At 45.8% G+C, this 25,891-nt stretch carries 24 protein-coding genes and 3 CRISPR repeat arrays; of the genes, 13 read left to right on the top strand and 11 right to left on the bottom strand.

Annotated elements, in window-relative coordinates; all coding sequences use genetic code 11:
* Position 1: 1 nt before the first annotated feature.
* From dnm_RS19855 to dnm_RS19835, 5 genes are all read right to left on the bottom strand, one after another.
* Complete coding sequence (locus dnm_RS19855) at positions 2-640, bottom strand: type III-E CRISPR-associated RpoE-like sigma factor (protein ID WP_207678644.1); 639 nt, start codon at positions 638-640, stop codon at positions 2-4.
* Positions 641-3,109 carry a type III-E CRISPR-associated TPR-CHAT protein Csx29 gene (gene csx29, locus dnm_RS19850; protein ID WP_207678643.1) on the bottom strand — a complete coding sequence of 823 codons (2,469 nt, stop codon included), beginning with the start codon at positions 3,107-3,109 and terminating at the stop codon, positions 641-643.
* A 541-nt stretch (positions 3,110-3,650) separates the two neighbouring features.
* The gene (locus tag dnm_RS19845; protein WP_207678642.1) at positions 3,651-3,992 is read right to left on the bottom strand and encodes a hypothetical protein; all 342 of its coding nucleotides are present in this window, start codon (positions 3,990-3,992) and stop codon (positions 3,651-3,653) included.
* A 198-nt stretch (positions 3,993-4,190) separates the two neighbouring features.
* Positions 4,191-4,733 (bottom strand): transposase, encoded by a 543-nt coding sequence (locus tag dnm_RS19840; protein ID WP_207678641.1) that lies wholly within the window; start codon positions 4,731-4,733, stop codon positions 4,191-4,193.
* A complete protein-coding gene (locus tag dnm_RS19835; RefSeq protein WP_207678640.1) occupies positions 4,709-5,248 on the bottom strand; it encodes a helix-turn-helix domain-containing protein in 540 nt (179 codons plus the stop codon). The genes dnm_RS19840 and dnm_RS19835 overlap by 25 nt, the downstream gene beginning before the upstream one ends.
* A gap of 263 nt (positions 5,249-5,511) precedes the next feature.
* Positions 5,512-5,894: a CRISPR direct-repeat array (repeat unit 37 nt; unit sequence GTTCCATCACATAAAGATTCCGGGTGTCTGTCCTGAC).
* A gap of 252 nt (positions 5,895-6,146) precedes the next feature.
* Positions 6,147-7,611: direct repeats of the CRISPR family, unit length 37 nt; unit sequence GTTCCATCACATAAAGATTCCGGGTGTCTGTCCTGAC.
* A 960-nt stretch (positions 7,612-8,571) separates the two neighbouring features.
* Here dnm_RS19835 and dnm_RS19830 point away from each other — a divergent pair.
* The 7 genes from dnm_RS19830 (at position 8,572) to cas1 (ending at position 13,180) form a co-directional block, all read left to right on the top strand.
* Positions 8,572-9,672: a hypothetical protein gene (locus dnm_RS19830; RefSeq protein WP_207678639.1), complete on the top strand. Its 1,101-nt coding sequence runs from the start codon at positions 8,572-8,574 to the stop codon at positions 9,670-9,672.
* A 130-nt stretch (positions 9,673-9,802) separates the two neighbouring features.
* Complete coding sequence (locus dnm_RS19825) at positions 9,803-10,123, top strand: hypothetical protein (RefSeq protein ID WP_207678638.1); 321 nt, start codon at positions 9,803-9,805, stop codon at positions 10,121-10,123.
* Positions 10,124-10,196: 73 nt separating this feature from the next.
* Positions 10,197-10,337, top strand: a complete 141-nt coding sequence (locus dnm_RS19820; protein WP_207678637.1) for a hypothetical protein — start codon at positions 10,197-10,199, stop codon at positions 10,335-10,337.
* A gap of 273 nt (positions 10,338-10,610) precedes the next feature.
* Entirely contained in the window at positions 10,611-11,456 is an 846-nt protein-coding gene (locus tag dnm_RS19815) for a reverse transcriptase domain-containing protein (RefSeq protein WP_207678636.1), read from the top strand.
* Positions 11,453-11,731, top strand: coding sequence for a CRISPR-associated endonuclease Cas2 (locus tag dnm_RS19810; protein ID WP_207678635.1), 279 nt, complete (start codon positions 11,453-11,455; stop codon positions 11,729-11,731). Before dnm_RS19815 ends, dnm_RS19810 begins: the two co-directional genes overlap by 4 nt.
* Positions 11,731-12,102, top strand: coding sequence for a CRISPR-associated endonuclease Cas2 (cas2, locus tag dnm_RS19805; RefSeq protein WP_207678634.1), 372 nt, complete (start codon positions 11,731-11,733; stop codon positions 12,100-12,102). The genes dnm_RS19810 and cas2 overlap by 1 nt, the downstream gene beginning before the upstream one ends.
* A gap of 151 nt (positions 12,103-12,253) precedes the next feature.
* Positions 12,254-13,180, top strand: a complete 927-nt coding sequence (gene cas1, locus dnm_RS19800; protein WP_207678633.1) for a CRISPR-associated endonuclease Cas1 — start codon at positions 12,254-12,256, stop codon at positions 13,178-13,180.
* Positions 13,181-13,372: 192 nt separating this feature from the next.
* Here cas1 and dnm_RS19795 read toward each other — a convergent pair whose 3' ends face one another.
* Complete coding sequence (locus tag dnm_RS19795; protein ID WP_207678632.1) at positions 13,373-13,600, bottom strand: hypothetical protein; 228 nt, start codon at positions 13,598-13,600, stop codon at positions 13,373-13,375.
* A 53-nt stretch (positions 13,601-13,653) separates the two neighbouring features.
* Between dnm_RS19795 and dnm_RS19790 the strand changes: the two genes are divergently transcribed.
* From dnm_RS19790 to dnm_RS19780, 3 genes are all read left to right on the top strand, one after another.
* Positions 13,654-14,226: a hypothetical protein gene (locus tag dnm_RS19790; RefSeq protein WP_207678631.1), complete on the top strand. Its 573-nt coding sequence runs from the start codon at positions 13,654-13,656 to the stop codon at positions 14,224-14,226.
* 150 nt (positions 14,227-14,376) lie between these two features.
* Positions 14,377-16,062 carry a DUF4407 domain-containing protein gene (locus dnm_RS19785; RefSeq protein ID WP_207678630.1) on the top strand — a complete coding sequence of 562 codons (1,686 nt, stop codon included), beginning with the start codon at positions 14,377-14,379 and terminating at the stop codon, positions 16,060-16,062.
* Positions 16,063-16,455: 393 nt separating this feature from the next.
* On the top strand, positions 16,456-16,767 hold the full coding sequence (locus dnm_RS19780) for a hypothetical protein (protein WP_207678629.1): 312 nt from the start codon (positions 16,456-16,458) through the stop codon (positions 16,765-16,767).
* Positions 16,768-16,918: 151 nt separating this feature from the next.
* A CRISPR array of direct repeats spans positions 16,919-18,368; the repeat unit is 37 nt; unit sequence GTTCCATCACATAAAGATTCCGGGTGTCTGTCCTGAC.
* Between the two features lie 489 nt (positions 18,369-18,857).
* Here dnm_RS19780 and trpC read toward each other — a convergent pair.
* The 4 genes from trpC to dnm_RS19760 form a co-directional block, all read right to left on the bottom strand.
* Positions 18,858-19,649 (bottom strand): indole-3-glycerol phosphate synthase TrpC, encoded by a 792-nt coding sequence (trpC, locus tag dnm_RS19775; protein ID WP_207678628.1) that lies wholly within the window; start codon positions 19,647-19,649, stop codon positions 18,858-18,860.
* Positions 19,649-20,665, bottom strand: coding sequence for an anthranilate phosphoribosyltransferase (gene trpD, locus dnm_RS19770; protein ID WP_207678627.1), 1,017 nt, complete (start codon positions 20,663-20,665; stop codon positions 19,649-19,651). The genes trpC and trpD overlap by 1 nt, the downstream gene beginning before the upstream one ends.
* Positions 20,666-20,693: 28 nt before the next feature.
* Positions 20,694-21,266 (bottom strand): anthranilate synthase component II, encoded by a 573-nt coding sequence (locus dnm_RS19765; protein ID WP_207678626.1) that lies wholly within the window; start codon positions 21,264-21,266, stop codon positions 20,694-20,696.
* A 76-nt stretch (positions 21,267-21,342) separates the two neighbouring features.
* Positions 21,343-22,818, bottom strand: coding sequence for an anthranilate synthase component I family protein (locus tag dnm_RS19760; RefSeq protein WP_207678625.1), 1,476 nt, complete (start codon positions 22,816-22,818; stop codon positions 21,343-21,345).
* 718 nt (positions 22,819-23,536) lie between these two features.
* Between dnm_RS19760 and dnm_RS19755 the strand changes: the two genes are divergently transcribed.
* The 3 genes from dnm_RS19755 to dnm_RS19745 all read left to right on the top strand — a co-directional run bounded on the left by dnm_RS19755 (position 23,537) and on the right by dnm_RS19745 (position 25,645).
* Positions 23,537-24,076, top strand: a complete 540-nt coding sequence (locus dnm_RS19755) for a hypothetical protein (protein ID WP_207678624.1) — start codon at positions 23,537-23,539, stop codon at positions 24,074-24,076.
* A 32-nt stretch (positions 24,077-24,108) separates the two neighbouring features.
* Complete coding sequence (relB, locus tag dnm_RS19750; RefSeq protein ID WP_207678623.1) at positions 24,109-24,720, top strand: type II toxin-antitoxin system RelB family anti-toxin; 612 nt, start codon at positions 24,109-24,111, stop codon at positions 24,718-24,720.
* Positions 24,721-24,781: 61 nt separating this feature from the next.
* Complete coding sequence (locus dnm_RS19745; protein ID WP_207678622.1) at positions 24,782-25,645, top strand: isocitrate lyase/PEP mutase family protein; 864 nt, start codon at positions 24,782-24,784, stop codon at positions 25,643-25,645.
* 21 nt (positions 25,646-25,666) lie between these two features.
* On the opposite strand, the gene dnm_RS19740 is transcribed toward dnm_RS19745, so the two are convergent.
* On the bottom strand, positions 25,667-25,828 hold the full coding sequence (locus dnm_RS19740; RefSeq protein ID WP_207678621.1) for a hypothetical protein: 162 nt from the start codon (positions 25,826-25,828) through the stop codon (positions 25,667-25,669).
* Between the last annotated feature and the right edge of the window lie 63 nt (positions 25,829-25,891).

Raw genomic sequence — 25,891 nt, 5'->3', positions numbered from 1 at the left:
GTCATCCTCTTATCATATTTTTTATGGATTCAGAATATAGTAATATCCGTTTACGACATCTCACAATACGTTTTGTCAGCGTGTTAGTTTTTAAGCCATATTTATCTGCAAGGTATTCCTGAGTTTTTTTATCTTGTTTGGCTTCATCCAATTCAATCAGGAGCTGAATGCAGTTCATCACATCATCAGGCATGTTTTGTTTAAGACCAATAAGGATTTGCTCTGTTTCCTTATTTTCATCAATGGAATCAGAAGCAGCAGGATGCTGTTCATCATCTGCAAGAAGCTCTGACAGACTGAGTTCTTTTTTCCTGTAACGGTATTGATGACGAAGATAATCTGTTGTTTTATTATTGAATATACGCCATGCCCAAGTGGAAAACCTTGCACCCCTTCGTCCTTCAAAACGCTCAACTCCCTGCCATATCGCAAACACTGTGTCTGATAATATCGCATCCTGATCTGTTTGAGACATTTCTTTAAAACTGGCAGACAAATGACGACTCATCTTCTCAATAAGTTCTATCATCACATCAGGACAAAAATTCCGTATTTTGACAGCGCATTTTTCACAGCCTGTTCCGTTTCCCCGAACTCTCAGACATTCATTTGGGTAGCGCCTGAATTCTTCTGATTTCATTTATTCTTTTCCTATCTGATCAAAAGAACGATATAATTTGAAACATAAATAATAGTAGAGTGATTTTTTTTGATTCACAGATATTTTTTTCTTTAGGCTAAACAGCTTTTCAAAATATTGGGTATCATCGGCAGACAAAATATTTTTTACAATGTCTTTTACAGCCCGGGGATATGCTTCCCATAATGTTCCCAAGACCGATCCTACCCCTTTTTGCAAAAACATAGCTGCCATAGAAAGCTGTTCATCTAAGGGAGCAGACAAAGGCGGCATTAAATCTGTCTCACATGCGCCAAGAAAGATATGAGTTCCTGAATAATGTTCCTGTAAAGTTGCCAGTTTTATTAATTCAAGTTTGTCTTTAAGCAGTAATCTGGAATAAAAAGGATTGTTAACATCTGACTGCCCGTGACAATAAATAGTTAGCGTTCTTGGGGGAGAAATGGCAGCGTCAAGTAAATCCTGAGATGTTGCTGCTCTGTTCTTCTTATCAAAAATATGTTCAATTTTGTCAAAATATTCAGAATAATCTTTCTCATGTTCACTGAAATACTCAATCAGTTCTGCCACGTTATCAGATTTTGGTGATTCAGGCGTAATAGAAGCATTTGGCAGTGTCGGAAAATAGGTACAATTAAATTTTTTCAGTAAAATATTGGTTCCATTTTTTTTGATAGCTCCATGAATCGGAACCCTGTGTAAAAAATCATGAGGAATAAAAAGCATGTCCCAATTTTCCTTAGCAGTATCTTGATTTTTTTCATGAGCCTTCCGATTTTCTTCAAAATCAAAAAGAAAATATAAATGTCTGCCAAGTTCCAGACAAAGCGCTTTTAGCTGATCCGCGGACTCTTCTTTCTGATTGGCCGGCAAATCAAAATAAACACTCTGCCATTGCAGGTATTTTTCCCAAATGGGAAAAAAATTGAACATTTCACACGACCACTTTTTTGTTTTTCCGTCATATATCAGGGCATAGCCGTTTTCATAATCTTTCAGATGGACAAGATAAAACTGAACTACAAGTCCCGATGTTTTCAGGTCATCTGGAATGTCATCCTGCGGATTTGTATTTTTTGGGAGTTCAGTTTTCTCAAACTGTTCAATATATCCTCCCCCGAGTGCCTGGGCGTAGTTTTCAATCTCTTTTTTAAGTGCCTCATCCTTATCTGCCATCTGCTCCATTGCCTGCCAGGTCAGAGCGGGTCTGTTTTTTGCAGAGTCGGCGACTTTGGCGGCAAGCCTCAGTTTCTCTTGTCTGACTGATTCATCTTCTGCAATATCTGCCTGTTCAAGAGCAGATAAAAAAGCCAGATCATATAAATCCCTCTGTCTTGACCAGTACCAGCGCAAATGAATGGAAGATGTCTTTGCTGAATTTTTTTTCGCAATTTCCCAAAGTGCGACTGACAACTCTCTCCATTTGTCATTCCCTTTTTTGTAAAGACGGCGAAGAAACCGAACCGAATCTTCCCATGAAGGGTGTGAAAAAGGATATCTCATCAGAAATTCGGAAAAATCGTTCCAATGTGTTTTTTCCTTACCCTCTCCCAAATATACGGCAACTTTGAATTTCTCAAACGCCATTATTTTTTCCAATGCGCTTTTTGAATTCGTCCCCTTTTTTTTCTTATTCTTTTTCCCCTTTTTTTTCCCCTGACTCTTTTTTGGTCCGAGGATTCCTTCCAGACGTTTATATCTGTTATTCTCAGAGCCTTCATCCGTAGCCCCGTGCTTGTCTTCCTCAATCTCTGCCAGGCGGATACACATCTGGTAGTATTCTGCTTTCCGGTATTCATTACTATAATATTGATCTTTGGAAAGACTAACTCCCGTGGTCGCATCCCTCAGCAGTTTTTCAAGAGAATTTTCAGAATCAAAATCGGACATGTCGCATCTGTCCATCTCCAGCCCCACCAGACCTGCCAGATGTCTGGCTTTGGCCTCTTTGCAAAAATCAAGTGCCTTTCTCAGAGATTCCTTTTTCTTTGCCGGAATGGTAAAGCCCTTGGGGCGGATAATTTTCGCCCGATGCAAATAAGCCCTGCCCATGTCTGCCAAAATTTCTCCATGTTTTTCCCTGGTTTTATTTAATTCCTCGCTGTCTTTTCCTGACTCTTTCACATTGTTTTCTAATTTTTGAATATCTCCTTTTAACTCATTACTCACCTTCTCCAAAAGCCGAATGGCTTTTTCAAGAACACGCCTCCGATCCGCATGTTTCCATCGTCTGCCATTGATTTCGTATGCTTCTAACAGATGGCAGGCCAGTTTTTTTAATTGGGGTGATTTTTTAAGAGCAATATTAATTTGCTTTTCGGGAATCAGTCCGCTGAAAAAGGGACGCTGCTCCTGCAATTCAAATTCATCTAAAAGCACGGACACAAGCTGAGGGTTGTCAGATTTGAAAACTTCGGCTGGATCAACAGAGAGTTCGGGAATTTTTAATCCGGAAAAAGCAGAAGACATAAGGCTATCTCCATTCTTAACGGTTAAATGAAATTCAGTAAATAGTCTGTGAGACTGAAAAAGTCAAGCCTTTAATTAAAAAAAATATTTAATTAATGATAGTTATACACATTTTAACATTCAGAACGTCTTTTCCTATAATTATAGTCGGATGATTTTTCGAAAAAATGACATGGAGAAAAAAATATTTTTTTGTCATATCCTGGGTGTTTTTTCCGGCAATCCCAAAGCAAAAAAATAATAGTGTCCTTCTGAATAAGCAATAAAATAAAAATCAGGTCGTTATGCCCGGCAGTAAATTGCCGGGCTATTTTCAGATGTCCCTCCGGGACTCTGGCAAAAGAACAGAAATCCTTTTTTTATATCCCTAAGTTCGGACAATATATCTGCATGAATTAGTGATAAGCACGGATGATGTGCGACGGGGGGCCGGTAATCTTTGCTTATCCCTAATCCATGCGGATGGCAAAAGGGTTCCAGGCGTCTGTCCTGAGACAGAAATCCTTTTTTTATCCCCGAGTTCGGACAATATCTGCATGGATTAGTGATAAGCACGGATGATGTGCGACGGGGGGGCCGGAAATCCTTGCTTATCCCTAATCCATGTAGATGGCACAAAGGTTCCGGTTGTCTGCCCTGAGGGGCGAGGGGCAAAGGGCGAATGGCAAGGGGTCAGAGGTCGGGGATGGCTCTCCGCATCTGACACCTCTCGCCTCCCGCCTCCCGCCTCCCGCCCCTCGCCTCTCGCCCCATCATCACATAAAGATTCCGGGTGTCTGTCCTGACAAACTAAGTAAGTTGCAAAAAGTTCTTTGACAAACGGTAAAGGCGCATCTGAAAGCAATTTCCGGGCATCTGTGATCCTGTCAGATATGTTTTTCATTGATATTCAGGAAAGATTGCCTGATTTCTCCGAGTAGGGATGAACCGGTAATTCAATACTGAGTCAGTCTGAATGGGAATGCGGCTAATTATAAATGTTAAAATTCCGAGTTGTCCGCATGGAAATACCTGCCCGGAGAAACATAATCCTAACTGTTTAATATCAATATGTTGAACATATGTCTGACAGTTTTTTTCCTCAGCCGGTCAGCCAGAAGTCGTCCGATAATACTCCGGCCGCCTTCAGTCTCTGATGACGGGACATTCCGAGAATGTACCGACAAGCTTCATCCGCGGAGGTGTCGATGTTCTCCGTGGGACGGTTTGCCAAGGCACGTCCTTTGACACTTTTCCACAGATGATCCATGGCATTCAGTTCCGGAGTTGCCGTGGGCAGAAGCCTGATTTCAATTTTCAGTTCGCCGGCCAGTCCGAGACTGTCATCCGCAGTATGCGGCGTTCCCCGATCCTCGAAGAGAATGATATTCCAGCCACGCCAGTGCGAACGGATCATCTTCAGGAAGCACCGGTGTGTATATTCATCCCAGATGTCCGTAATCAGTAATAAAACATCGCCGCTGCGGATATTAATGACTCCGTGAATAACGCGCCTGTCATGATTGCCTGATATCGGGACTCTGACCTGCTCTCCCCTTCGTCCGTAGCACCCGCGAAGCGGAGGATTCTCCGTAATGATAGTCTCATCAAGCATGAGAATCACGGTGCGCTTCCGATCTGACAATCCTCGGAGGAGCCCCCTTTTGCCTGCCGCCAGGTCGGCGAACGACGGATCAGATCATAGCGAGGAACTTTCCAGCGGATGCCGAGGCGTTTCAGCGCGTAGCTTACGCTGCGTTTCGAAACTCCGATACCGTATGTGTCTGAAAGATATCGGACAAGCAGATCCGATGTCCATACAGAGGAGCGGTAGCCGAAGTCACGCGGATCCTTATCAATAATTCTGTCAATAAGCGGATCGACAATTCCCAATGCCGTACAGGGACGACCGCTACGCTGAACATCTCCGATCCGCCGGAGCGGAGAAATATCCTTACCAGCACGGAACCTGTTTACCCAGTTATAAATTGTCCGGCGGGAAACACGCGAAAGATGTGCGACATCCTGAACGGACATTCCTTCATCAAGCCAGAGCAGAGCCTGGGCGCGACGGAATTGTCCGACCTCGTTTCCCGCGGTGAGCACGGATTCCAAAGCCGATTTATCTTCACTGCCGAGTTTAAAAAAAGCTCTCATCATTCACCTCCTCTTTTTTTAACCGGAAGATATCATATATATTTCCTTTTGTCAAAATGTTTTTGTAACTGTCTGACAGGAGGAAGGAATGTCCGATCTGTGCCCCGTATTCTGCGTATTTCTTCCGGACGATCCGCACCGTGATTAAGAATAACCGGAGTATCATCAGATAGCCTCATACTAACCATCTGATATTAAATGATTAATATATTGTGAAAAGACTTTTTGCAACTTACTTAGAAGTTGTTGATCCTTCTTACGAGAAGGTTCTATCACATAAAGATTCCGGGTGTCTGTCCTGACAGTGGAATTGTTTTAAATATAAGGATTGAATGGGGTTCCATCACATAAAGATTCCGGGTGTCTGTCCTGACTTTGGGGAGTCCCGCCCCATTGCCTCGAATAGAGTTCCATCACATAAAGATTCCGGGTGTCTGTCCTGACAATACCTTGTTCTGTCCCTGAAGGGGCAGAGTTCCATCACATAAAGATTCCGGGTGTCTGTCCTGACCCAGATAACCCCAGAGCAATTAGGGAATTCTGATTCCATCACATAAAGATTCCGGGTGTCTGTCCTGACGTTCCATTTGGAATTGAGGAAAGAGAGATTGAATTCCATCACATAAAGATTCCGGGTGTCTGCCCTGAGGGGCGAGGGGCAAAGGGCGAATGGCAAGGGGTCAGAGGTCGGGGATGGCTCTCCGCATCTGACACCTCTCGCCTCCCGCCTCCCGCCTCCCGCCCCTCGCCTCTCGCCCCATCATCACATAAAGATTCCGGGTGTCTGCCCTGAGGGGCGAGGGGCAAAGGGCGAATGGCAAGGGGTCAGAGGTCGGGGATGGCTCTCCGCATCTGACACCTCTCGCCTCCCGCCTCCCGCCTCCCGCCCCTCGCCTCTCGCCCCATCATCACATAAAGATTCCGGGTGTCTGCCCTGACTTGTAAAAATTCCTGTATTAGATGGTCTAGGGGTTCCATCACATAAAGATTCCGGGTGTCTGTCCTGACGGGTCTCGGCTGGCAACCGAGACGCCGGGGGTTCCATCACATAAAGATTCCGGGTGTCTGTCCTGACGATGTTGATAATCTGGACACCCTGATAATTGAAAAGGGGAGTTCCATCACATAAAGATTCCGGGTGTCTGTCCTGACTTTATGCTCTGGAAGGGGAAGAAGGGTACGTTAAGGTTCCATCACATAAAGATTCCGGGTGTCTGTCCTGACAAATATCGACCACCCTCGCCGACGGGACCGAATTTAGTTCCATCACATAAAGATTCCGGGTGTCTGTCCTGACAAATATCGACCACCCTCGCCGACGGGACCGAATTTAGTTCCATCACATAAAGATTCCGGGTGTCTGTCCTGACTGGGGATGAAGGTCGGGACAACTCCGATTTACTGCGTTCCATCACATAAAGATTCCGGGTGTCTGTCCTGACATGAATTCATAGCCCTTCAAATCCTCGCTGGGAGTTCCATCACATAAAGATTCCGGGTGTCTGTCCTGACACCTCAGGCTCAAGCTGGTTACCTCAGGCTGACGGAGTTCCATCACATAAAGATTCCGGGTGTCTGTCCTGACTACATTTTATCTGCCAGAAGGGGCAGATGAGATTTATGTTCCATCACATAAAGATTCCGGGTGTCTGTCCTGACAACAACTCCTGCCATACCGGACTGGATGATGGTTCCATCACATAAAGATTCCGGGTGTCTGTCCTGACAAAGGAGAAAAGAATTATCAGTAGTGGATGCAGGTCGTTCCATCACATAAAGATTCCGGGTGTCTGTCCTGACACTAAACTGGCACAACAAAAAATGGAGGAGAGAATGTTCCATCACATAAAGATTCCGGGTGTCTGTCCTGACGGACATTCAAGGGGATAGCATTTCTGCTCCTCAGGGTTCCATCACATAAAGATTCCGGGTGTCTGTCCTGACACCCTAAGCACAACATGAGAGAGCCTAAAAAGGTTCCATCACATAAAGATTCCGGGTGTCTGTCCTGACTGGGTTTCTGGTATTTAGTAGAGCAAATAAATAGTTCCATCACATAAAGATTCCGGGTGTCTGTCCTGACGAAGCAGCTTAACTTCTCTGTTTCTGTTTCGGGTTCCATCACATAAAGATTCCGGGTGTCTGTCCTGACAATTTCAACCTTTATCTTCCGGAAAGGGCCTCAGGGTTCCATCACATAAAGATTCCGGGTGTCTGTCCTGACTTGGAATAGAGGAGATTATGTCTTCATAAAAGAGTTCCATCACATAAAGATTCCGGGTGTCTGTCCTGACTCTATCGGACAGAAGAGATAGAATTATCCGGAGAGGTTCCATCACATAAAGATTCCGGGTGTCTGTCCTGACCCCCTCGGAAATTTCAAAAACTGACAGTTCCGATTTTGAATGTCAATCGGATTTGTTTTATTATCAGAGAGATAATACCTGCCATTTTTTTTGTTAAGGCTCGTAACTGTCATTTCGGCTTTTCACCCTGTTTACTGCTAAAAACATGCCAAGACATTGTTTTAACTCAAAATAAACTAACTTTTTTCGAAAAAACGCACCCGGATTTAACATATCTTTAAAAATAAGACAGTTACAAATTTCACTCTTCAGAAAATGAAAATTTTTTTTCTGACAATCAGATTGCCGGCAAAACCGACACCCGGATTTTTTATATCTAACTTTTTACTTTCCGATTGTCAAACGCTTTTCTTATCTTCTGAATCTCTTTTCAGATAACAATTATTTTTATTATAATGCAGTTATTCATATTTCACCAAATTGACAAAACCAAATCAAACGAGACAGTTCCGCTCAAAAAAATCACAGTCCGGTCAGATTTTTCATCTGAACAGCGACTATCTCACCAAAACCGGAGAACAAAAGTTGTTTGAAAAAAAAATGACAAAGCCGGTCATCTTTTTCGATTATCGGGCGACGATACAGACAGACACACCGGAAAGGTGATCCTGAAATAAAAAATAATATTCCGTCAGATTTTCAAACTGAACAGCGACTATCTGATCAAAAGCGGACAAAGAGAGTGATTTGGAAAAAAACGCAAGCTTCGTCATATTTTCCAATTATCAACCGACAACATAAACATACAGGAAAGGGGAGGACAAAACAAGGTTAGAAAAATAAGGGGGAGAGGAGCCGTGGGGGCGGCTCCTCTGTAACCCTCTCAGAAACAAAAACCGTCGGTGTGCCGGTATTTTTCACAGAGGGCATCTGTTTTTCAAAGATAAAAAAAATTCGAAAAAAAGTCAAGCGTGATCTGATACCGGCAAAGCGGCAAATTTAACTCAAAAGGAGAATATCATGAAAGATTATCAAAGGTCTGACAACAGCTTTTACACGAACATTGGTCTGTCTCTTATGTTTTTTGCCGCGTTCATATGGGGGATGTTTCCTGTTTTTTATGGCATGATACCCAAAGACGTTCTGGACAATATTCCGGCAGCCGTTATGGCATGGCTGATTCTTTTCCGCACAGCCGGTGCGATTCCCTGCTTTGTCTGTATGATTATCATCATCTCGTTTTTCAATACCTCCCGAAAGGAAAGACAGACAATATGGTATCAGTTTAAAAAACAGCGGATCCTGCTGGTCATCGCCGCCCTATGTCTCACCACATGCCGATGGTTTGATTACAAAATCATCCGATGCGGAGGATCCGAATATGTGACATTTGCCTGTGTCTTTTCCGTGGCCCTGGTTTATGTGGGCAGCTTTGCCATCAGGTTCGTCAAAACATTCTTTTTCGGAAAAGAATCAGAGAGAATACGCTCCGGGGAAATATTTCTGAGCCTTCCGATTCTTGTCGGAGCGCTCGTGACTGTTTTTGCCATGCAGGGAGATATTCCTCTGAACATCGGCGTTTTTCTTCCTTTCTTTTTTGCCCTGACATCGGCAACCTTCCTTGCCCTTTATTTTGACATTATCTCCGTTATCAGCAAAACATCTGAACTCACCCTTGCCGGCAAAATTCTGACCCTTTCTCTTCAGCAGGGACTTATCCATCTTCTGACAGCCGTTCCCTGGGGAATATTCCTGTTCCACAGTTACATAAAACAGCCTGAATCTGTCATTTCCGCATTCAGGTCAGTTCAGCCCTCCTTTCTCGTCATATTTATCGGTGTCGGCGCGTTCGGCACTGCGATTGCTTATTTTACCGAGGCGCTCGGGGCTGCCCTTTATCAATATGGAAACAAAAAGAACACAGGTGTCGGAGTGAATGGCTGGCTTTCCATCATCGCTTTTACCGATCCCCTCATATCCCTGTCTTTGGGCTGGCTGGTGTCGGTCTGGCAGATACAGAGATTCGGGGCGTTGGAAATTGCCCGTCCCAATCTGGTCATCATTCCGATCATCCTTATGATGATCACCATTCACTCCGCATACAGAAAAGAAAGGAGCTGACAATCTTTCAAAAAAAAGAGGAGACATAAAAGATTTGCAGCCTCCTCTTTTTTTAAAAAAAATATCATGTCCTGTCCGTTTTTTAATCAGAAGAGCGACAAGATAATTAAAATCACACAAGGAGGAGGTTATGCGAAAAACAACAGTCTTATTTACAGTCATGCTTATCGTGTTGGTTTCTCTGCTGAACCTTCACATCATCCGAACCCATGACGGAATTGAAGTTATCACCAAAGATTCCATGACATTCAGGGACACATTCACAGACGTCCGCAAGTGGAGATTTACAGATTACATTTCCCATTCGCCCCGCATTCGGAACTATCTGATTTACGAAAAACATTATCCGGCTCTCATGGCAATGCTGAGGCAGAATACCGTCCCTGCAAAATTGAAACTGAGGGAATTTGAAGAAGCCGTTCATCAGTGGCTTTCGGAGAAACTGAAATAAACCCTCACCGATCTCGTTCCCACGCGAAGCGTGGGAACGAGGATTCTTTTGATCATGCAGGAAGGAGGGAGAGATGCTCGAATTAATAGGACTAATTCTGGCATTGGCACTACTGGGGATTATTGTCAGGATTGGCAAATGGCTGATGGAAATCGGAGTGTATGCCCTTATATTTGTCCTTTTGATCTTATTCTTTATCATATCGAACAGTTAACAATATAAAAAAAGGAGTGCGGAAATGGAGCCGCTAGGCGGAATTTTCGCATAGTGCTGAAATGCGAAAATTTCGCCTAAGAAAAGAATGTCAATAGATCGAAAAGTTTTTGCAGACAGCGGATTCCGGGTTAAAATCGAAAGATACTCATCTTCTGATTTTCCCCGGAATGATGGCGAACTTAAATGCGAAAATTCCGCCTAGCGGCTCCATTTCCGCACTCCTTTTGAAAAACAGAGATACATCAATTATCAATTATCATAAGGAGGTGTCATGAGTCAGTTACTTGAAAAAGCCGCATCACCCCAAGTCATCAACGGAGCATGGAAGCGTTTCCGCAGGGACAAGGCAATATGGGAGCCGGGTCTGTCCCGCCAGGAGATGGAAAGGAATCTCGGTTATCATCTGCTCAGGCTGTCTGATGAACTCAGAACCGGCACTTACATCCCTAATCCCGTGCGTTTTTTTCCGGTGAACAAGGGAGACGGAAGCAAGCGGATTATTTCCGCCAACACTTTGCGGGACAAGGTGGCTCAGAGGGCGGTGCTGAGTGTGATCGAATCTATCGGAGAACGCTTCTTCCATCATGACAGCTACGGGTCAAGACCGGGGCGCAATCTTGAAATGGCAAATGCCAAAGTCAGGGAATATGTGTTCTGCGGCCTTACGTGGCTGGTGGATGCCGACATAAAAAGCTATTTCGACAACATTCCTCATAAACCGCTTATCAGAATATTACAAAACCTGATTTCCGACAAAGAGCTGATCGGTCTGATACAACGATGGCTTGATGTCGGGGCGGTGAGAAGAGGTTTTCTGTCGGCTGCGAAGGGGATTCCCCAGGGGGCAGTGCTGTCTCCGTTTCTCTGTAATATTTATCTCACTTCCTTTGACAATGAAATGTCGGCAAAAAATTACCCTTTTGTGCGGTATGTGGATGATTTCCTGATTTTTGCAAAATCGGAGAAAGAGGCAAGACAGGCACATGATTATACAGGGAAAGTTCTGAACCGCCTGGGGTTAAGCCTGCATCCTGAAAAAACAAGGGTTGTGCCGTGCAGTCCCAAAGTCCGGTTCCTGGGCAGAAAACTTCCGAAAATCGGAGGGAGGAAGATATGAAAAAATCTGTCATTGTCGCCTATGACATCAGCGACAACAAGGCCAGGGGCAGGGTCTTCAGGATAATGAAATCCTGGCGGGTGGGAGGGCAGAAGTCAGTTCATGAGTGCAGGCTGACCTTGCGAGAGGCCGAGGAGCTTTATCTTCAGATTGCCGAACATCTGAACGAAAAAACGGACAGTCTGCTGATGGTCTGGCTGCAACCTTACCGCAAGGTTCTTCACAGAGGACTCGGAAACGGTGACATCAGCAGCAAAGTGAGGCATATCGGATAATGGAACGAAAAGGCTGGTACATGGTGGTTTATGACATTGCAAATCCCCGTCGGCTGGGAAAGGTTCACAGGCTTCTCAAAAAACAGGGGATTTCAGCTCAGAAATCAGTGTTTTTTGTCAAAGGCACTGCCTCATGGGTGAATCAGCTTCTTGACGAGCTTGTATCTGTCATGGCGGTTAAGGAAGATGATCTCAGGGCATATCCGGTCTCTCATCCCAGGGAGGTATGGGCGACCGGCCCGAATCCCCTGACTGATTTTCCGGTTGTTCAGTTCGAGGCGGCCAGAAAAATACAGAAAAATAAGCAGGCAAGCTGGTTCAAACAGATTTTTAAGATCATCAAATTCAGCAGAGCGAAAACTTCTGGTTAATCCGAAAAAGTTCGTAGTTCCGCCTTTAGGCGGCTCTGTCAGAAACAGGGGGATATCAGTCAGATAACAGACTGCCTAAAGGCGGAACTACGAACTTTTCTGTGAACTGCGAACTTTTCTGATTTGCTGAAATTAAGGAAAGGATAAGAACATGTCCGAATTAACAGTGATACTCGACCAAAAAGATATGGTGGTGACTCTGGACAGCGATACCGTCCGTGTTGACCGTCCGGGATGCCAATTGCAAAGAATTCCGATAAACATGATTTCAAGACTCATTGTCAAAGGCAATCCCATGGTTTCCTGCGGGGTATGGCGGGCATTGGCAGAAAAAAACATTCCGGTCACATTGCTGCCGCTTCGTGGCAAAGGGTCTGCCGCTTATGTGGGTTCCGGTCTGTCCATGTCTGTGGAAAAAAGAACAGCCCAGCACAAGGCTATCCATGAGGAAAAAACCGTGCTTGCAATTTCCCGTTGGCTCCTTTCATTGAAACTCAAAGGACAGGAATCGGTGTTGGAAAAACTGTCGGACAATTCAGATGTATCAGAACCTGTCCGAAAATACCGTGCGGATATCCAAAAGGCGGATAACCGCAACAGCCTTATGGGATACGAAGGTTCGGCAGCATCGCATTACTTTAAAATGATCAGCACGCTCATTCCCGGAGAATGGAAATTCAAAGGGCGTAATCGCCGACCTCCGAAAGACCCGGTCAATGCGCTGTTGTCTCTGAGTTATACCATTGCAGGGGGCGAGGTGAGCCGTGCGATACAGGATACAGGGCTTGATCCGGCCGCGGGATTTCTTCATATTTCGCAAAACGGAAGGGAAAGCCTGATGCTTGATGTGCTTGAACCGCTGCGTCCCAAAACAGACTGGTTTGTGTTTCAGTTGCTTGGCAAAAACGTGAGCCCGAAGGATTTCACCACCGGCAAAAAAGACGGATGCTTTCTGAACAAAAAAGGGCGCAAAGCTTATTATGCCGCCTGGTCAGCGTGGCAGGAGGCGGATGAGAACGACAACAGTCTGAAGAAATTCGCCAAAGAAATTATAAATGAAATGGTTCGCTATTTTTGAAACTTGAAACTTGAAACTTGAAACTTGAAACTTGAAACTTGAAACTTGAAACTTGAAACTTGAAACTTGAAACTCGAAACTTGAAACTTGAAACTCGAAACTTGAAACTTGAAACTTGAAACTTGAAACTTGAAACTTGAAACTCGAAACTTGAAACTTGAAACTTGAAACTCGAAACTTGAAACTTGAAACTTAAAACTCGAAACTTGAAACTTGAAACTTGAAACTTGAAACTCGAAACTTGAAACTTGAAACTCGAAACTTGAAACTCGAAACTCGAAACTTGAAACTTAAAACTCGAAACTTGAAACTTGAAACTTGAAACTCGAAACTTGAAACTTGAAACTTGAAACTCGAAACTTGAAACTCGAAACTTGAAACTTGAAACTTAAAACTCGAAACTTGAAACTTGGGAGTCATATCCAGTTTCCAGTTTCAAGTTTCAAGTTTCAACAACTAAGGAGGCTTATCCCATGACATATCAGAGAACAATTCCATTGGAAAGAGAGACCACCCATGTGACCAAGCAGCGTGAGTTCAGAGAGGTGCTTCAGCAAAATCAGGAGGAAATCAGTGAGCGGGTCAGGGGTTATTTTGAAAAAAGAGTCGGCATCCTCGCCCGGTTCCGTCCCAGCGAGCTTCAGAGGGTCATCAATGACGGAAAGATAAAAAAGGTGAAAACCGAACTGGAGTTTGACCACAATCTTCTGAAGATGTCAGTCCGTTTCAAGCTGGAGGCCATCGAAGAAAGATACCAGACGTGGCTCAGGGTCATCAAGGTCAACTATCGGGAGCAGTTCTACAGCTTTGTCACTGACAAGGTGAGTCTGTTGCAGGAGACCATGTTTCAGAGGGAGCAGGAATTCTTCAGCCTCATGCGGAAGCGATACCAGCTGATCGAAAATTACAAGGAGATGCCGAGCATGGCAGAGGTTTACCAACGGAAGATTGAAAGGGAGCAGGAAAAATATTTCGACTGGCTGGAATATATTATGGAGGATTTCCAGAATATTGTGAAGGAAAAAATAAAAAGTTACGAAACCTGAGTCAGATTTTCCCCCTCCCCTCCGACCATACAGTCATAAGAAGGCCAAATTCACATGGCTGAATCCGCAAAGGGGTGATGAATCATACTTCATCACCGCCTTTGCAACATCCCGAACCTTCCTTTAAGGAAAAAATCAAAGGAGCAAAGCATGATTAATTCTTTCCTCACTTATTGTTCAGGCACGGTTAAGGGACTTGTCGCTCTTTGTCCCGAACAGGAACGTATCAGGCAGGCAAGTATCGGCGGCATCGTGCTGGGAACCGCGGTGCTGGCATTCTGTTCCGGAGGATATGCGCTTTTTGCGATTTTCAAAAGCGTGTGGGCGGCAATTATTTTCGGGCTGATATGGGCATTGATCATTTTTAATCTGGACAAATATTTCATTCTGACATTCTGCAAGGACGGCAACTTTTGGCAAAAATTGAACGCAGGATTGCCCCGAATCATCCTGGCGATCATTATCGGACTGACCATATCCGAACCCCTCAAGCTGAAGCTGTTCGAAGGTGAGATCACCGAGCGCCTGAATGACAAATTTCAAGAAAAAAAAGCCCGGATTCACAGCATGTATGACAAAAAAATTGCTCTGCTGAAAAAAGACGCGGAAGACAGGCGGCTTGCAAAGCTTGAACTTCAGAGGGAAGCTGAGGCAGAGTGGCTGGCTCTCAGAGACACGAACAATGCCCGGGCTGCTCAGTTAAAAGGGGAGGTTGCAGGCCGGAATCTTCTTGTGCAGGGCAGTTGTGAAATTTTGGAAAATGAGTGGCGGGAAACAAGTAAAACAAATAAGGCAAAGATAAAAAGGCTGAAATCGGAGATTGCCCAAAAAGATGCTTACAAACAGAAGCTGCACGAATTCCATCTCCGGGAGTGTGCGGGACTTGCAGGGACAATGATCGAGGGGGACGGGCCGGAATGTAAAAGAACTTATGAGGCTTTTAAGACGGCTGAGAATGAATGGGAGTCGCTCAGGAATTTTAACAACAGGAAAATTGCTCAGTTGGAAAGGGAAATTGCAGAAAAAAAGAAGGACAGAAACAACTGTCATCAGGAGGCACTCAGGAAAACCGAAAATGAACGGGCCGAAATTATAGAGACAAATTATGAGAGAATTGCTGTTCTGGAAGATGAAATTGCCCGGAAGGACGGCCTCAAACAGCAGCGTCAGCAGAAAATTGAAGATGAATGGCAAGTGTTCAGAAGCAATATCGAAGCTGAAATATCGAAGCTGGAACGGCTCAGAAACACACAGATTATTCAGGTTACAGAGCTTTCATCGCAGGGGTTTTTAGCTCGTCACACTGCTTTGAAAGAGCTGGTAAAACAAAATGATCTGGGGGTTATGATGCTGATCATAAGTCTTTTGTTCATGGTGATAGAAACGTCTCCCATAATCTCAAAATGGATGCAGCCCAAAGGGTCTTATGACCGCCTCCTTCAGACTGTCAGCGACGAATTTGATCAGAAACAGCGGGTGACTCAGGAGGTGAATAAGGAGATTCTGGCAAATGAATATCACGCGTATCTGAAAGCAAAGCGCATGTCGGAAACCGCATATGAGGAGGTGATGTTATCTCTTGAAAAATGCAATGTGTTCTTAGATGACATCATCTGTCAGTCGGAAGAGAGTGATAAAAAAATTCAGGAATGGATTTCGCTTGCAGACAGAATGCAAAATCCCGGGTTAAAAGAGAAGTCAGAGGCCGGGATTGAGACCATGACAGAGGTTTTCAGCGAGGCGCAGGATATTTCGTTTGATAAATTCAGAGAGCTGCTCAGGAATGAGAAGAAAATATCCCGGATTGACCGGCAGGGATTTGACGTATATAATTGAATTGTTTTTCCTTTTTCATTTAATCAGACAAAGGCAGGCCTTAGGCCTGCCTTTTTTTTTCAGAAATGCGGCCTTGTTTCTGGTGAATCAGGAAAAAATATCAATCCCGGTCTTCTGCTGATAACCCATTAATTCTAATGATTTTTTTGTATTATGTGTGACCGGAACGGCATCGCTGGCAATTGCTGTTCCGGCAATTAGGGATTTCCCCAAAAATAGAATACCCGGAAATGTGGAAATGTGTGGAAACGTAGGGTATGTTATTTATTTCGAGCTGCTACAAATATGCCGCCCTTACAGGGCTTGGTCGGTTTGTGGAGCAACCCTGGTTTGATGGGTTCCATCGCATAAGATTCCGGGTGTCTGTCCTGAGGGGCGAGGGGCAAAGGGCGAATGGCAAGGGGGTCAGAGGTCGGGGATGGCTCTCCGCATCTGACACCTCTCGCCTCCCGCCTCCCGCCTCCCGCCCCTCGCCTCTCGCCCCATCATCACATAAAGATTCCGGGTGTCTGCCCTGAGGGGCGAGGGGCAAAGGGCGAATGGCAAGGGGCAAAGGGCGAATGGCGAGGGGCAAAGGGCGAATGGCAAGGGGTCAGAGGTCGGGGATGGCTCTCCGCATCTGACACCTCTCGCCTCCCGCCTCCCGCCTCCCGCCCCTCGCCTCTCGCCCCATCATCACATAAAGATTCCGGGTGTCTGCCCTGAGGGGCGAGGGGCAAAGGGCGAATGGCAAGGGGCAAAGGGCGAATGGCGAGGGGCAAAGGGCGAATGGCAAGGGGTCAGAGGTCGGGGATGGCTCTCCGCATCTGACACCTCTCGCCTCCCACCTCCCGCCTCCCGCCCCTCGCCTCTCGCCCCATCATCACATAAAGATTCCGGGTGTCTGTCCTGACACCATGTTTTGATGGACGGCCAAAATCACGTTCCATCACATAAAGATTCCGGGTGTCTGTCCTGACTGAGTTTGCCGCCCTTCTGCGCGGGTCAATTGTTCCATCACATAAAGATTCCGGGTGTCTGTCCTGACAATGAGAAAAGCTTTAGCGATGCTGATGGCGGTTCCATCACATAAAGATTCCGGGTGTCTGTCCTGACACAGGTTATGGCAGGGATGAGCCCCGCGGTAGAGTTCCATCACATAAAGATTCCGGGTGTCTGTCCTGACGGAAATGAGGTTAGCGGTACGGTTGAAGTTTGTTCCATCACATAAAGATTCCGGGTGTCTGTCCTGACTTAGATTCAGGGCTAACAATAAAAAGAAGAGATAGTTCCATCACATAAAGATTCCGGGTGTCTGTCCTGACAGAAACCGATCACGTCACTGTGGAATTGTATGGTTCCATCACATAAAGATTCCGGGTGTCTGTCCTGACAGACTGGTTTATTCCAAACTACTCTTGCTCTGGAGGTTCCATCACATAAAGATTCCGGGTGTCTGTCCTGACTGTTTTACGTTGGACAAATGGATGTCGCCAAAGCAGTGTTCCATCACATAAAGATTCCGGGTGTCTGTCCTGACAACAACCCCTGTTGTCATTAAGAGAGTGTTAAGAAGTTCCATCACATAAAGATTCCGGGTGTCTGTCCTGACTGTGGCTACATTCTCTGCAACGCCATCCCTGGCTGTTCCATCACATAAAGATTCCGGGTGTCTGTCCTGACCGACGGTGGTGCTATTACAGCAGACCCGAAGGCTCAGTGTTCCATCACATAAAGATTCCGGGTGTCTGTCCTGACGTCACCGGAAAATCTGATCGACCTTGGTTGATCGTTCCATCACATAAAGATTCCGGGTGTCTGTCCTGACACGGTTCTCTAGTTGGTTTTCGGACGGCATATGAAAGTTCCATCACATAAAGATTCCGGGTGTCTGTCCTGACTCAGATGGCCAAAAAGGCTAAATTAGTCGTCCAGTTCCATCACATAAAGATTCCGGGTGTCTGTCCTGACAGCGGAGAAGTAGATGTTCGCTCCGCTGTGATAGGGGTTCCATCACATAAAGATTCCGGGTGTCTGTCCTGACGTGAGTGGAGAGAGATGGGGGGAGTGGTAAAAAGTTCCATCACATAAAGATTCCGGGTGTCTGTCCTGACGTCAAGAGTGATGCGGTTACGGAAATGGCAGTTAGTTCCATCACATAAAGATTCCGGGTGTCTGTCCTGACAAGAAAGGATATTTCAGGAGAGATTTTTATTTGTGTTCCATCACATAAAGATTCCGGGTGTCTGTCCTGACCAAAACTCTGCGGGCAGAGCTTCTCGGTTTTCGGGTTCCATCACATAAAGATTCCGGGTGTCTGTCCTGACCCCCTCGGAAATTTCAAAAACTGACAGTTCCGATTTTGAATGCCAATCGAATTTGTTTTATTATCAGAGAGATAATGTCTGTCACTTTTTTTGTTAAGGCTCGTAAGTGTCATTTCGGCTTTTCACCCTGTTTACTGCTAAAAACCTGTCAAGACCTTGTTTTAACTCAGAATAAACTAACTTTTTTCGAAAAAACGCACCCGGAATTAACATATTGTTTAAAATAAGACAGTTACAAATTTCAATCTTCAGAAAATGAAATTTTTTTTTCTGATAATCAGATTGCCGGCAAAACCGACACCCGGACTTTTTCATATCTAACTTTTTATCTTCCGATTGTCAAACTATTTTCCTGCCTCGGCCGGAAAGACAAAGAATCTGCAACTCAGAGTTCAAATTTTTTTCTCATTCCGTCCGACGACCCGACTGAGCTGGCTGAAATCCGAACTCACGCCGAGCAGAATGGCAGGCTTTTTTGTCCGAACCGGGTCAGAAAACATGATCATCGAGTATAAGTGATTTAAGAAACGCCCGGGGATCCGAAGCCCGCACAAGACTTTCCCCGATAAGAAAATTCCGAATCCCTGCTTGTCGTAATTTTTGAACATCCTCCGGCCCTCGGATGCCGCTCTCCGCAACCGGAATCTGACCCGGTTCGAGAAGCGAGACCATGTTTATTGCTGTCTCAATATTGGTTTCAAAAGAACTCAGATTCCGATTGTTGATCCCGATGAGTTTCGCACCTGCCCGGGACGCGGCCTCGATATCTTCCTCTGAATGCACTTCAACCAGCGCGTCCAGCTCAAGTTCGGCACAAAGACTCAGATAATCCCGCAGCTGTTCTGCTGACAGAATCCGGACGATAAGAAGAACAGCATCCGCCTCCAGAACCGAAGACTCATAAATCTGATACGAAGAAATAAGAAAATCCTTCCGAATCATGGGCAGCCCCGCGGCTTCCCGTGCAGCTTTGAAATCCTCAAAACTTCCCTGGAAATAAGGCGTGTCCGTCAGCACAGACAAAGCAGCAGCCCCGCCCTGCTCATATTGTGACGCATACCTCGCGGGATTCAGATCCGGGCAAATAACGCCTTTGGACGGAGACGCACGTTTGATTTCAGCAATGATATTTGTTCCGGGCCGTTCCATATTTTTTAAAAAACCACGTCGTTTTCGAGGGATAAACGCCTGTTCCCGGACCTGAGTTTCAGGGAGACGTTTCTGAGCCGCGGCAATTTCCTGTTTTTTTTGTTCAACAATCTTGCTTAAAAAGTCTGTCATTATCCATTCTCCTGCATAAAACGAATAAGTGACGCCAGTTTTTCGGATGCGGTTCCGTCATCAAGGGATGCCTCAGCAATACGGATGCCCTCCCGGAAATCTTCTGCCTTTCCTGCCGCGACAAGTGCGGCTGAGGCGTTCAGCACAACCACGTTTCGCTTAGGCCCTTTTTCTCCGGCAAGAATTTTTTTTGTTATTTCCGCATTCTCCTGCGGTGTTCCGCCCACAAGGTCTTCAGGTTCGGCCTGTTCTCCGAAAAACTGTTCAGGATGGATATCATAAGTGCGAATAATGCCGTCATTGAGTTCAGATACACGGGTGGGCGCACACACGGAAATCTCATCCAGTCCGTCATGCCCGTGAACCACAAAGGCCCGTTTTGTGCCGAGAAGACGAAGGGCCTGGGCAAACATCTCCGTGAGTTCAGGCGCATACACACCAAGAAGCTGACAATTTGCAGCAGCCGGATTTGTCAGCGGCCCCAGCATGTTGAAGATGGAACGAAGTCCCACCTCTTTTCTGGCATTGGCCGCATATCGCATGGCACTGTGATAAAGCGGCGCAAACAGAAAACCAATACCGATGTCTTCAACCGCCTCTTCCACAATTTCCGGGTCACTGTCCAGTTTCACGCCCAGAATCTCAAGAAGGTCCGCACTGCCGCACTGACTTGATATGGAGCGATTTCCATGTTTGGCAACTGTGACACCGCAGGCAGCAACAACAAAGGCCGTAGTCGTGGAAATGTTAAACGTCTGAGCGCCGTCTCCGCCAGTTCCGCAGGTATCCATCACCGTGGACGCTGAAGTTTGAATACGCCGTGCTTTCCGACGCATGGCCTTTGCCGCTCCGGCCAGTTCCTCAAACGTCTCGCCTTTGGTGGCAAGCGCCCCCATCATGGCCCCGATCTGAGCATCCGTGATATTTCCTGAAAAAATTTCACTGATCATCTGAGACATTTCCTCTTCGCTCAGGTCAATTCTCTTAACGATTTTACTAAGATTCTCCCGAAACATATAATTATCCTCTCTTAAATCTCAAATCTCAATTTTCCGAATGGTTCACAAAATTTCTTAAAAGTCTTTTACCAACAGGTGTCATAATGGACTCCGGGTGAAACTGAATGCCTTCTGTGGGATGTTCCCGGTGGCGGATTCCCATGATTTCGTCATCCTCGGAGGATGCGGTGATTTCAAAGCACTCCGGAAGGCTTTCTCTTGATATGGCAAGCGAATGATAACGCATAGCCTGAAACGGCTTGCGGATTCCCTGGTATATTGCCTTCCCGTCAGCGTGTATTTCAGAGGTTTTTCCGTGCATAAGTTGTTTGGCGGAAACGATTTCCCCTCCGAAAGCCTCTCCGATGGTCTGATGACCGAGGCACACACCAAGTATGGGGATTTTTCCTGAAAAATGTTTTACCACAGAAAGTGATATTCCCGCGGATTGCGGACGGCCAGGCCCCGGAGAAATAACAATCCCCGAAGGATTAAGGCTTTCAATTTCCGACACAGATATCGCATCATTTCGGAACACCCTGACCTCACTGCCAAGTTCCTCCAAATATTGAACCAGATTATAAGTGAATGAATCGTAATTATCAATCATTAGAATCATTTTATTATCCCCCCCCTAATATAATTGAGAATTGAGAACGAATAATTATCAATCATCAATCATCAATTATCAATTATCAATTATCAATTATCTGTAATGCTTTTTGTATAGCCATTGCTTTGTTGACGGTTTCCACGCGTTCCCGTTCCGGGTCAGAATCCGCGACAATGCCGGCACCTGCCTGAAGTCTGAGTTCTCCGTTTTCAACGGAGGCTGTGCGGATGGTGATAGCCATGTCCATATTTCCACTGAACGAGATATAGCCCACTGCCCCTCCGTAAGGCCCTCTGGGTTCTTTTTCCATTTCAGCGATAATTTCCATGGCTCTGACTTTGGGCGCTCCGGATAACGTGCCTGCGGGAAAAGTCGCTTTGAGCAGATCCCACGCGTCATATTCCGGTTTCAGGTCGCTACAGATGTTTGATACCAGATGCATCACATGAGAATATCGCTCCACAACCATTAAGTCTGTTACCTGAACCGTTCCGGTTTCCGCCACCCGCCCCAGGTCATTCCGCCCCAAGTCCACCAACATAAGATGTTCTGCCCGTTCTTTTTCATCCTGAAGCAGCTCATCCGCAAGCATTCTGTCTTCCTGCTCGGTCTTTCCTCTGGGCCGGGTACCGGCAATGGGGCGAAGAGAAGCGATTCCATTTTCCAGGCGCACCATGGTCTCCGGAGAAGACCCCACAAGCGCCATGTCATTGAGGTGGAGAAAAAACAGATAAGGCGAGGGATTGATAAACCGCTGTGCCCGGTAAAGCGTCCAGAGATCAGGCGCGGGCTTGCAAATAAAAGGCTGAGAAATCACAGACTGAATAATATCACCAGCCCGGATATACGCCTTTACCTGCTTTACCATAGATCGGTATTTGTCCTCCTCCCAGAGCGGTTTCAGCATGAACGCTGTTTTTTCCGAACATGGCTTTGTGTCAGGCACACTCAGTTCCATTTGTTCCAACAGAGACCTGACGCGGGTGTCTGCTGAGTCATAAGCCTGCTCCGCATTCTCCTCTCTGTCCAAAAATGAAATGGCAATACACAGTAATGTATGACGGATATTATCAAAAACAAGCAGCTCATCAGGAATAATAAAATGTGCAAGCGCTTTGTTTTCTGGGAGAAGATTCGGGACAGGTTCAAAAAAAGAAACCATTTCATACGTCAGATATCCCACCATTCCGCCCCAGAACCGCGGAAGCCCCGGAACCTGGGCCGGCTGATACTGGCGCATCAGCTCCCTTAAAACAGTAAGCGGGTCTCCGTTGTGCGGAATTTCTCTCACAGCGCCGTTCTCCTGAACTTCCACAACCTGTGAATAGACACGAATATGACAATGGGCCGAACCGCTCATAAAGCTGTAACGTCCCCATCGTTCTCCCCCTTCGACACTTTCCAGCAGAAAAACATTATCGCTGTTTTTGCTGATTTTCTTCAGAAGCGATACCGGCGTTTCTGTATCTGCCAAAATTTCCCGACAAACCGGAATTACATTTTTTTCCTCGGCCAATTGGCAAAAAAGAGCTTTGTCCGGGAACTGATTAATAAGCATGATGTGCTTCCTTTCTTTAAAACAGGTGTTAGGTGTTAAGTGTTATTAGGTGTTAGGTGTTAGGTGTTAAGTGTTAAGCGTTAGGTGACAGTATCTTTTTATGGCCGGAGGTGATCATTCCGATCATGGCTGTTTCCACTGGGTTCAGAGCATAAAAAAAAGGCCGCGGGGTTTTCCGCGACCTTTTTTAATTCTGAAACACACAAAATAAAAAAAGACCGCGGCGCTTGATGGCTGCCCACGGTCTTTTTTGTTTATCTGAATTTATTATAAAATCAGGCTGATATGGTACCGCTGGCATACCTTTTCATTTGGGTCTGCCACCACCAGCCTTTTATTGTAAAATTTTTATGAATGTGAATTATGATTTGTTTCATTTTCTGCTCCAGAATTTATTGAAAATGACAATATCTGTATTTCGCTATGCCTGTCAAGTTTTTTTTCAGTGGGTTGGAGGTCAGTGGTTCGGGTTATCTATATAACTACTTGTTATTAAAAAAATTAGATCGAAAATCTTTTCCGGAGTGCAAAAATAGAGCGAAGCGGTTTTTTGCATTTTTAAATATCCGGTGTAAAAAAAGCGTTTCGCTCTATTTTCGCACTCCGGTTTTATGCAAAAAAGCGTTTCGCTTTATTTTTGCACTCCGGATTTCCGGATTTCCGGATTTTACGGTTTTGTGCAAAAAATCGCTTCGCTTTATTTTTGCACTCCGGATTTATGCAAAAAAGCGCTTCGCTCTATTTTTGCACTCCGGATTTTTACGGTTTTTGTGCAAAAAAGCGCTTCGCTCTATTTTTGCACTCCGGATTTTTACGGTTTTTGTGCAAAAAATCGCTTCGCTTTATTTTTGCACTCCGGATTTTTACGGTTTTTATGCAAAAAAGCGCTTCGCTCTATTTTTGCACTCCGGATTTATGCAAAAAAGCGCTTCGCTCTATTTTTGCACTCCGGATTTTTACGGTTTTTGTGCAAAAAATCGCTTCGCTTTATTTTTGCACTCCGGATTTATGCAAAAAAGCGCTTCGCTCTATTTTTGCACTCCGGATTTTTACGGTTTTTGTGCAAAAAATCGCTTCGCTTTATTTTTGCACTCCGGATTTTTACGGTTTTATGCAAAAAATCGCTTCGCTTTATTTTTGCACTCCGGATTTCCGAATTTTACGGTTTTATACAAAAAATCGCTTCGCTTTATTTTTGCACTCCGGATTTTTACGGTTTTACGGTTTTATGCTGGCTGACAAAAAAAGAAAAACTTGACATTTGTTTGCTGAGAGTGTACAAAGCCGCCCATGAATGATTTGGAACGCGAAAGCAGAAAAGTGGAGGAGACCATTGCCAAACGGATCAGATCACTGCGGCTGGAGCAAAACTGGACCCTGGAAAAGCTGGCTGAGGTAACGGGTCTGTCCAAAAGTTATCTGTCACAAATCGAAAACCATGAAAAAATTCCCACCATCAGCACATTAACCAAAATTGCATACGCACTGGGGGAAAATGTCCAGTCTTTCTGGAACACGGAGGAAGATGGGAAAGAAAAATCCAAGCTGACCATTGTTCGCGCGGGGGAACGGCGTTCCATTCTTCATCCGGGGGCGGCCAGCGGGTATTCCTATGAATCGGTCACTTATAAAAAGCCGGACCGGCTGATGGACGCTTACATTGTCACCCTGGATTCTGAAGTATCCAAAGGACCGCTGATGCATGAAGGGCAGGAACTGGTTTTCATGCTGGAAGGGCGAAAAGAATTTATTTATGATGGCCAGTCCCATATTGTCGAGGCTGGCGACTGCCTTTATTTTGAGTCAGACCGGCCGCATCAGGGCCGAAGTCTGGACGGCAGACCCGCCCGTTTTCTGGCTGTGTTTCTTAATCCGAGGCGTCTGGACGAATTCGGCGGCTAATTTTTTTTGCCCATTGAGTTCACTAACAGCAAACATATTTTAAATCAGGAGAGCAGACACAATGAAAAAAACAACCCTGTTAAAAAAATACATTCTGGATGATGAGATTTTGGTGATGCCTGGCGCGCATGATGTGCTGTCGGCAAAGATTATTGAAAGTGTGGGATTTAAGGCAGTGACCATTGGCGGATACGCAAGCACGGCCGCGTTGCTGGGCAGACCGGACGGTTCTTTGTTATCTATGACCGAAATGGTGGATTACATGGAGCGCATGGCGGACGCGGTGGATATTCCGCTTTTTGCAGACGGCGATACCGGACACGGCGGCGTGCTGAATGTTCAGCGCACGGTTAAAAAAATTGAAAAGATCGGGGCTGCCGGGATGTTTATCGAGGATCAGCTTTTTCCCAAACGCTGCGGTCACATGGAAGGCAAACAGGTGGTGGACCGTGAGGAAATGGTGGGAAAACTCAAGGCTGCCCTGGACGCGAGGACGGACGAGGATTTCGTCATCATGGCGAGGACGGACGCGCTGGCTGTTTACGGACTGGATGAGGCCATTGAGCGGGCGAATCTTTACCGGGAGACCGGCGCGGATATGATCTTTATCGAAGCCCCGACCACCATGGAAGAAATGCGCCGCATTAACCAGGAAGTCAACGCGCCCACACTGGCGAATGATTTGGAAGGGGGAAAAAGTCCGCTCTTACCTGCCAAAACACTGGAGGAAATCGGATATAACGTGGTAGTGTTCCCGGTGGCTGTCACTTATGCCATTGCCCGGGCCGTCACAGACCTGATGACTGAGATCAAAAATAACGGCACCACAGAAGGTTTCCTGGACAGAATGATCACTTTCGAGGAGTTCAACAAATTCATCGGACTCGAAGAAATGCGTGAGCTGGAACAAAGTTTCTACAAATAAAACCGGCTGATTATAACGGATTTAGGGGATGCCGACCAAGCCCCGTAGGGGCGGCATGTTTGTAGCAGCAGGTTTGCAGGCCCCTCCGCCAAGCCCCGTAGGGGCGGTATATTTGTAGCATGCAAACATGCCGCCCCTACGGGGCTTTCCCAGCCCGGCATGATAAACGGATGCTGCAAACATGCCGCCCCCACGGGGCTTTCCCGGCCCGGCATGATAAACGGATGCTACAAATATGCCGCCCCC

Source organism: Desulfonema magnum, assembly GCF_017377395.1.
In the GTDB taxonomy this organism is placed as follows: Bacteria; Desulfobacterota; Desulfobacteria; order Desulfobacterales; family 4be13; genus Desulfonema_C; species Desulfonema_C magnum.
The sequence above is the reverse complement of the archived record's forward strand: the minus strand, read 5'-3'. Positions and strand labels throughout refer to the sequence as shown.

Excerpts from the sequence above, each read along its gene's own strand:
- dnm_RS19790 (WP_207678631.1), top strand. The coding sequence starts at position 13,654 with ATGACATATCAGAGAACAATTCCATTGGAAAGAGAGACCACCCATGTG.
- dnm_RS19825 (WP_207678638.1), top strand. The coding sequence starts at position 9,803 with ATGCGAAAAACAACAGTCTTATTTACAGTCATGCTTATCGTGTTGGTT.
- dnm_RS19855 (WP_207678644.1), bottom strand. The coding sequence starts at position 640 with ATGAAATCAGAAGAATTCAGGCGCTACCCAAATGAATGTCTGAGAGTT.
- dnm_RS19740 (WP_207678621.1), bottom strand. The coding sequence starts at position 25,828 with ATGTTTGCAGCATCCGTTTATCATGCCGGGCTGGGAAAGCCCCGTAGG.
- dnm_RS19745 (WP_207678622.1), top strand. The coding sequence starts at position 24,782 with ATGAAAAAAACAACCCTGTTAAAAAAATACATTCTGGATGATGAGATT.
- trpD (WP_207678627.1), bottom strand. The coding sequence starts at position 20,665 with ATGTTTCGGGAGAATCTTAGTAAAATCGTTAAGAGAATTGACCTGAGC.
- trpC (WP_207678628.1), bottom strand. The coding sequence starts at position 19,649 with ATGACAGACTTTTTAAGCAAGATTGTTGAACAAAAAAAACAGGAAATT.
- dnm_RS19755 (WP_207678624.1), top strand. The coding sequence starts at position 23,537 with ATGCAAAAAAGCGCTTCGCTCTATTTTTGCACTCCGGATTTTTACGGT.
- dnm_RS19815 (WP_207678636.1), top strand. The coding sequence starts at position 10,611 with ATGAGTCAGTTACTTGAAAAAGCCGCATCACCCCAAGTCATCAACGGA.
- cas1 (WP_207678633.1), top strand. The coding sequence starts at position 12,254 with ATGTCCGAATTAACAGTGATACTCGACCAAAAAGATATGGTGGTGACT.
- dnm_RS19795 (WP_207678632.1), bottom strand. The coding sequence starts at position 13,600 with ATGACTCCCAAGTTTCAAGTTTCGAGTTTTAAGTTTCAAGTTTCAAGT.
- dnm_RS19820 (WP_207678637.1), top strand. The coding sequence starts at position 10,197 with ATGCTCGAATTAATAGGACTAATTCTGGCATTGGCACTACTGGGGATT.
- dnm_RS19845 (WP_207678642.1), bottom strand. The coding sequence starts at position 3,992 with ATGAAAAACATATCTGACAGGATCACAGATGCCCGGAAATTGCTTTCA.
- dnm_RS19765 (WP_207678626.1), bottom strand. The coding sequence starts at position 21,266 with ATGATTCTAATGATTGATAATTACGATTCATTCACTTATAATCTGGTT.
- dnm_RS19760 (WP_207678625.1), bottom strand. The coding sequence starts at position 22,818 with ATGCTTATTAATCAGTTCCCGGACAAAGCTCTTTTTTGCCAATTGGCC.
- dnm_RS19780 (WP_207678629.1), top strand. The coding sequence starts at position 16,456 with ATGGCAAGGGGGTCAGAGGTCGGGGATGGCTCTCCGCATCTGACACCT.
- dnm_RS19810 (WP_207678635.1), top strand. The coding sequence starts at position 11,453 with ATGAAAAAATCTGTCATTGTCGCCTATGACATCAGCGACAACAAGGCC.
- dnm_RS19835 (WP_207678640.1), bottom strand. The coding sequence starts at position 5,248 with ATGATGAGAGCTTTTTTTAAACTCGGCAGTGAAGATAAATCGGCTTTG.
- relB (WP_207678623.1), top strand. The coding sequence starts at position 24,109 with ATGAATGATTTGGAACGCGAAAGCAGAAAAGTGGAGGAGACCATTGCC.
- csx29 (WP_207678643.1), bottom strand. The coding sequence starts at position 3,109 with ATGTCTTCTGCTTTTTCCGGATTAAAAATTCCCGAACTCTCTGTTGAT.
- dnm_RS19785 (WP_207678630.1), top strand. The coding sequence starts at position 14,377 with ATGATTAATTCTTTCCTCACTTATTGTTCAGGCACGGTTAAGGGACTT.
- dnm_RS19830 (WP_207678639.1), top strand. The coding sequence starts at position 8,572 with ATGAAAGATTATCAAAGGTCTGACAACAGCTTTTACACGAACATTGGT.
- cas2 (WP_207678634.1), top strand. The coding sequence starts at position 11,731 with ATGGAACGAAAAGGCTGGTACATGGTGGTTTATGACATTGCAAATCCC.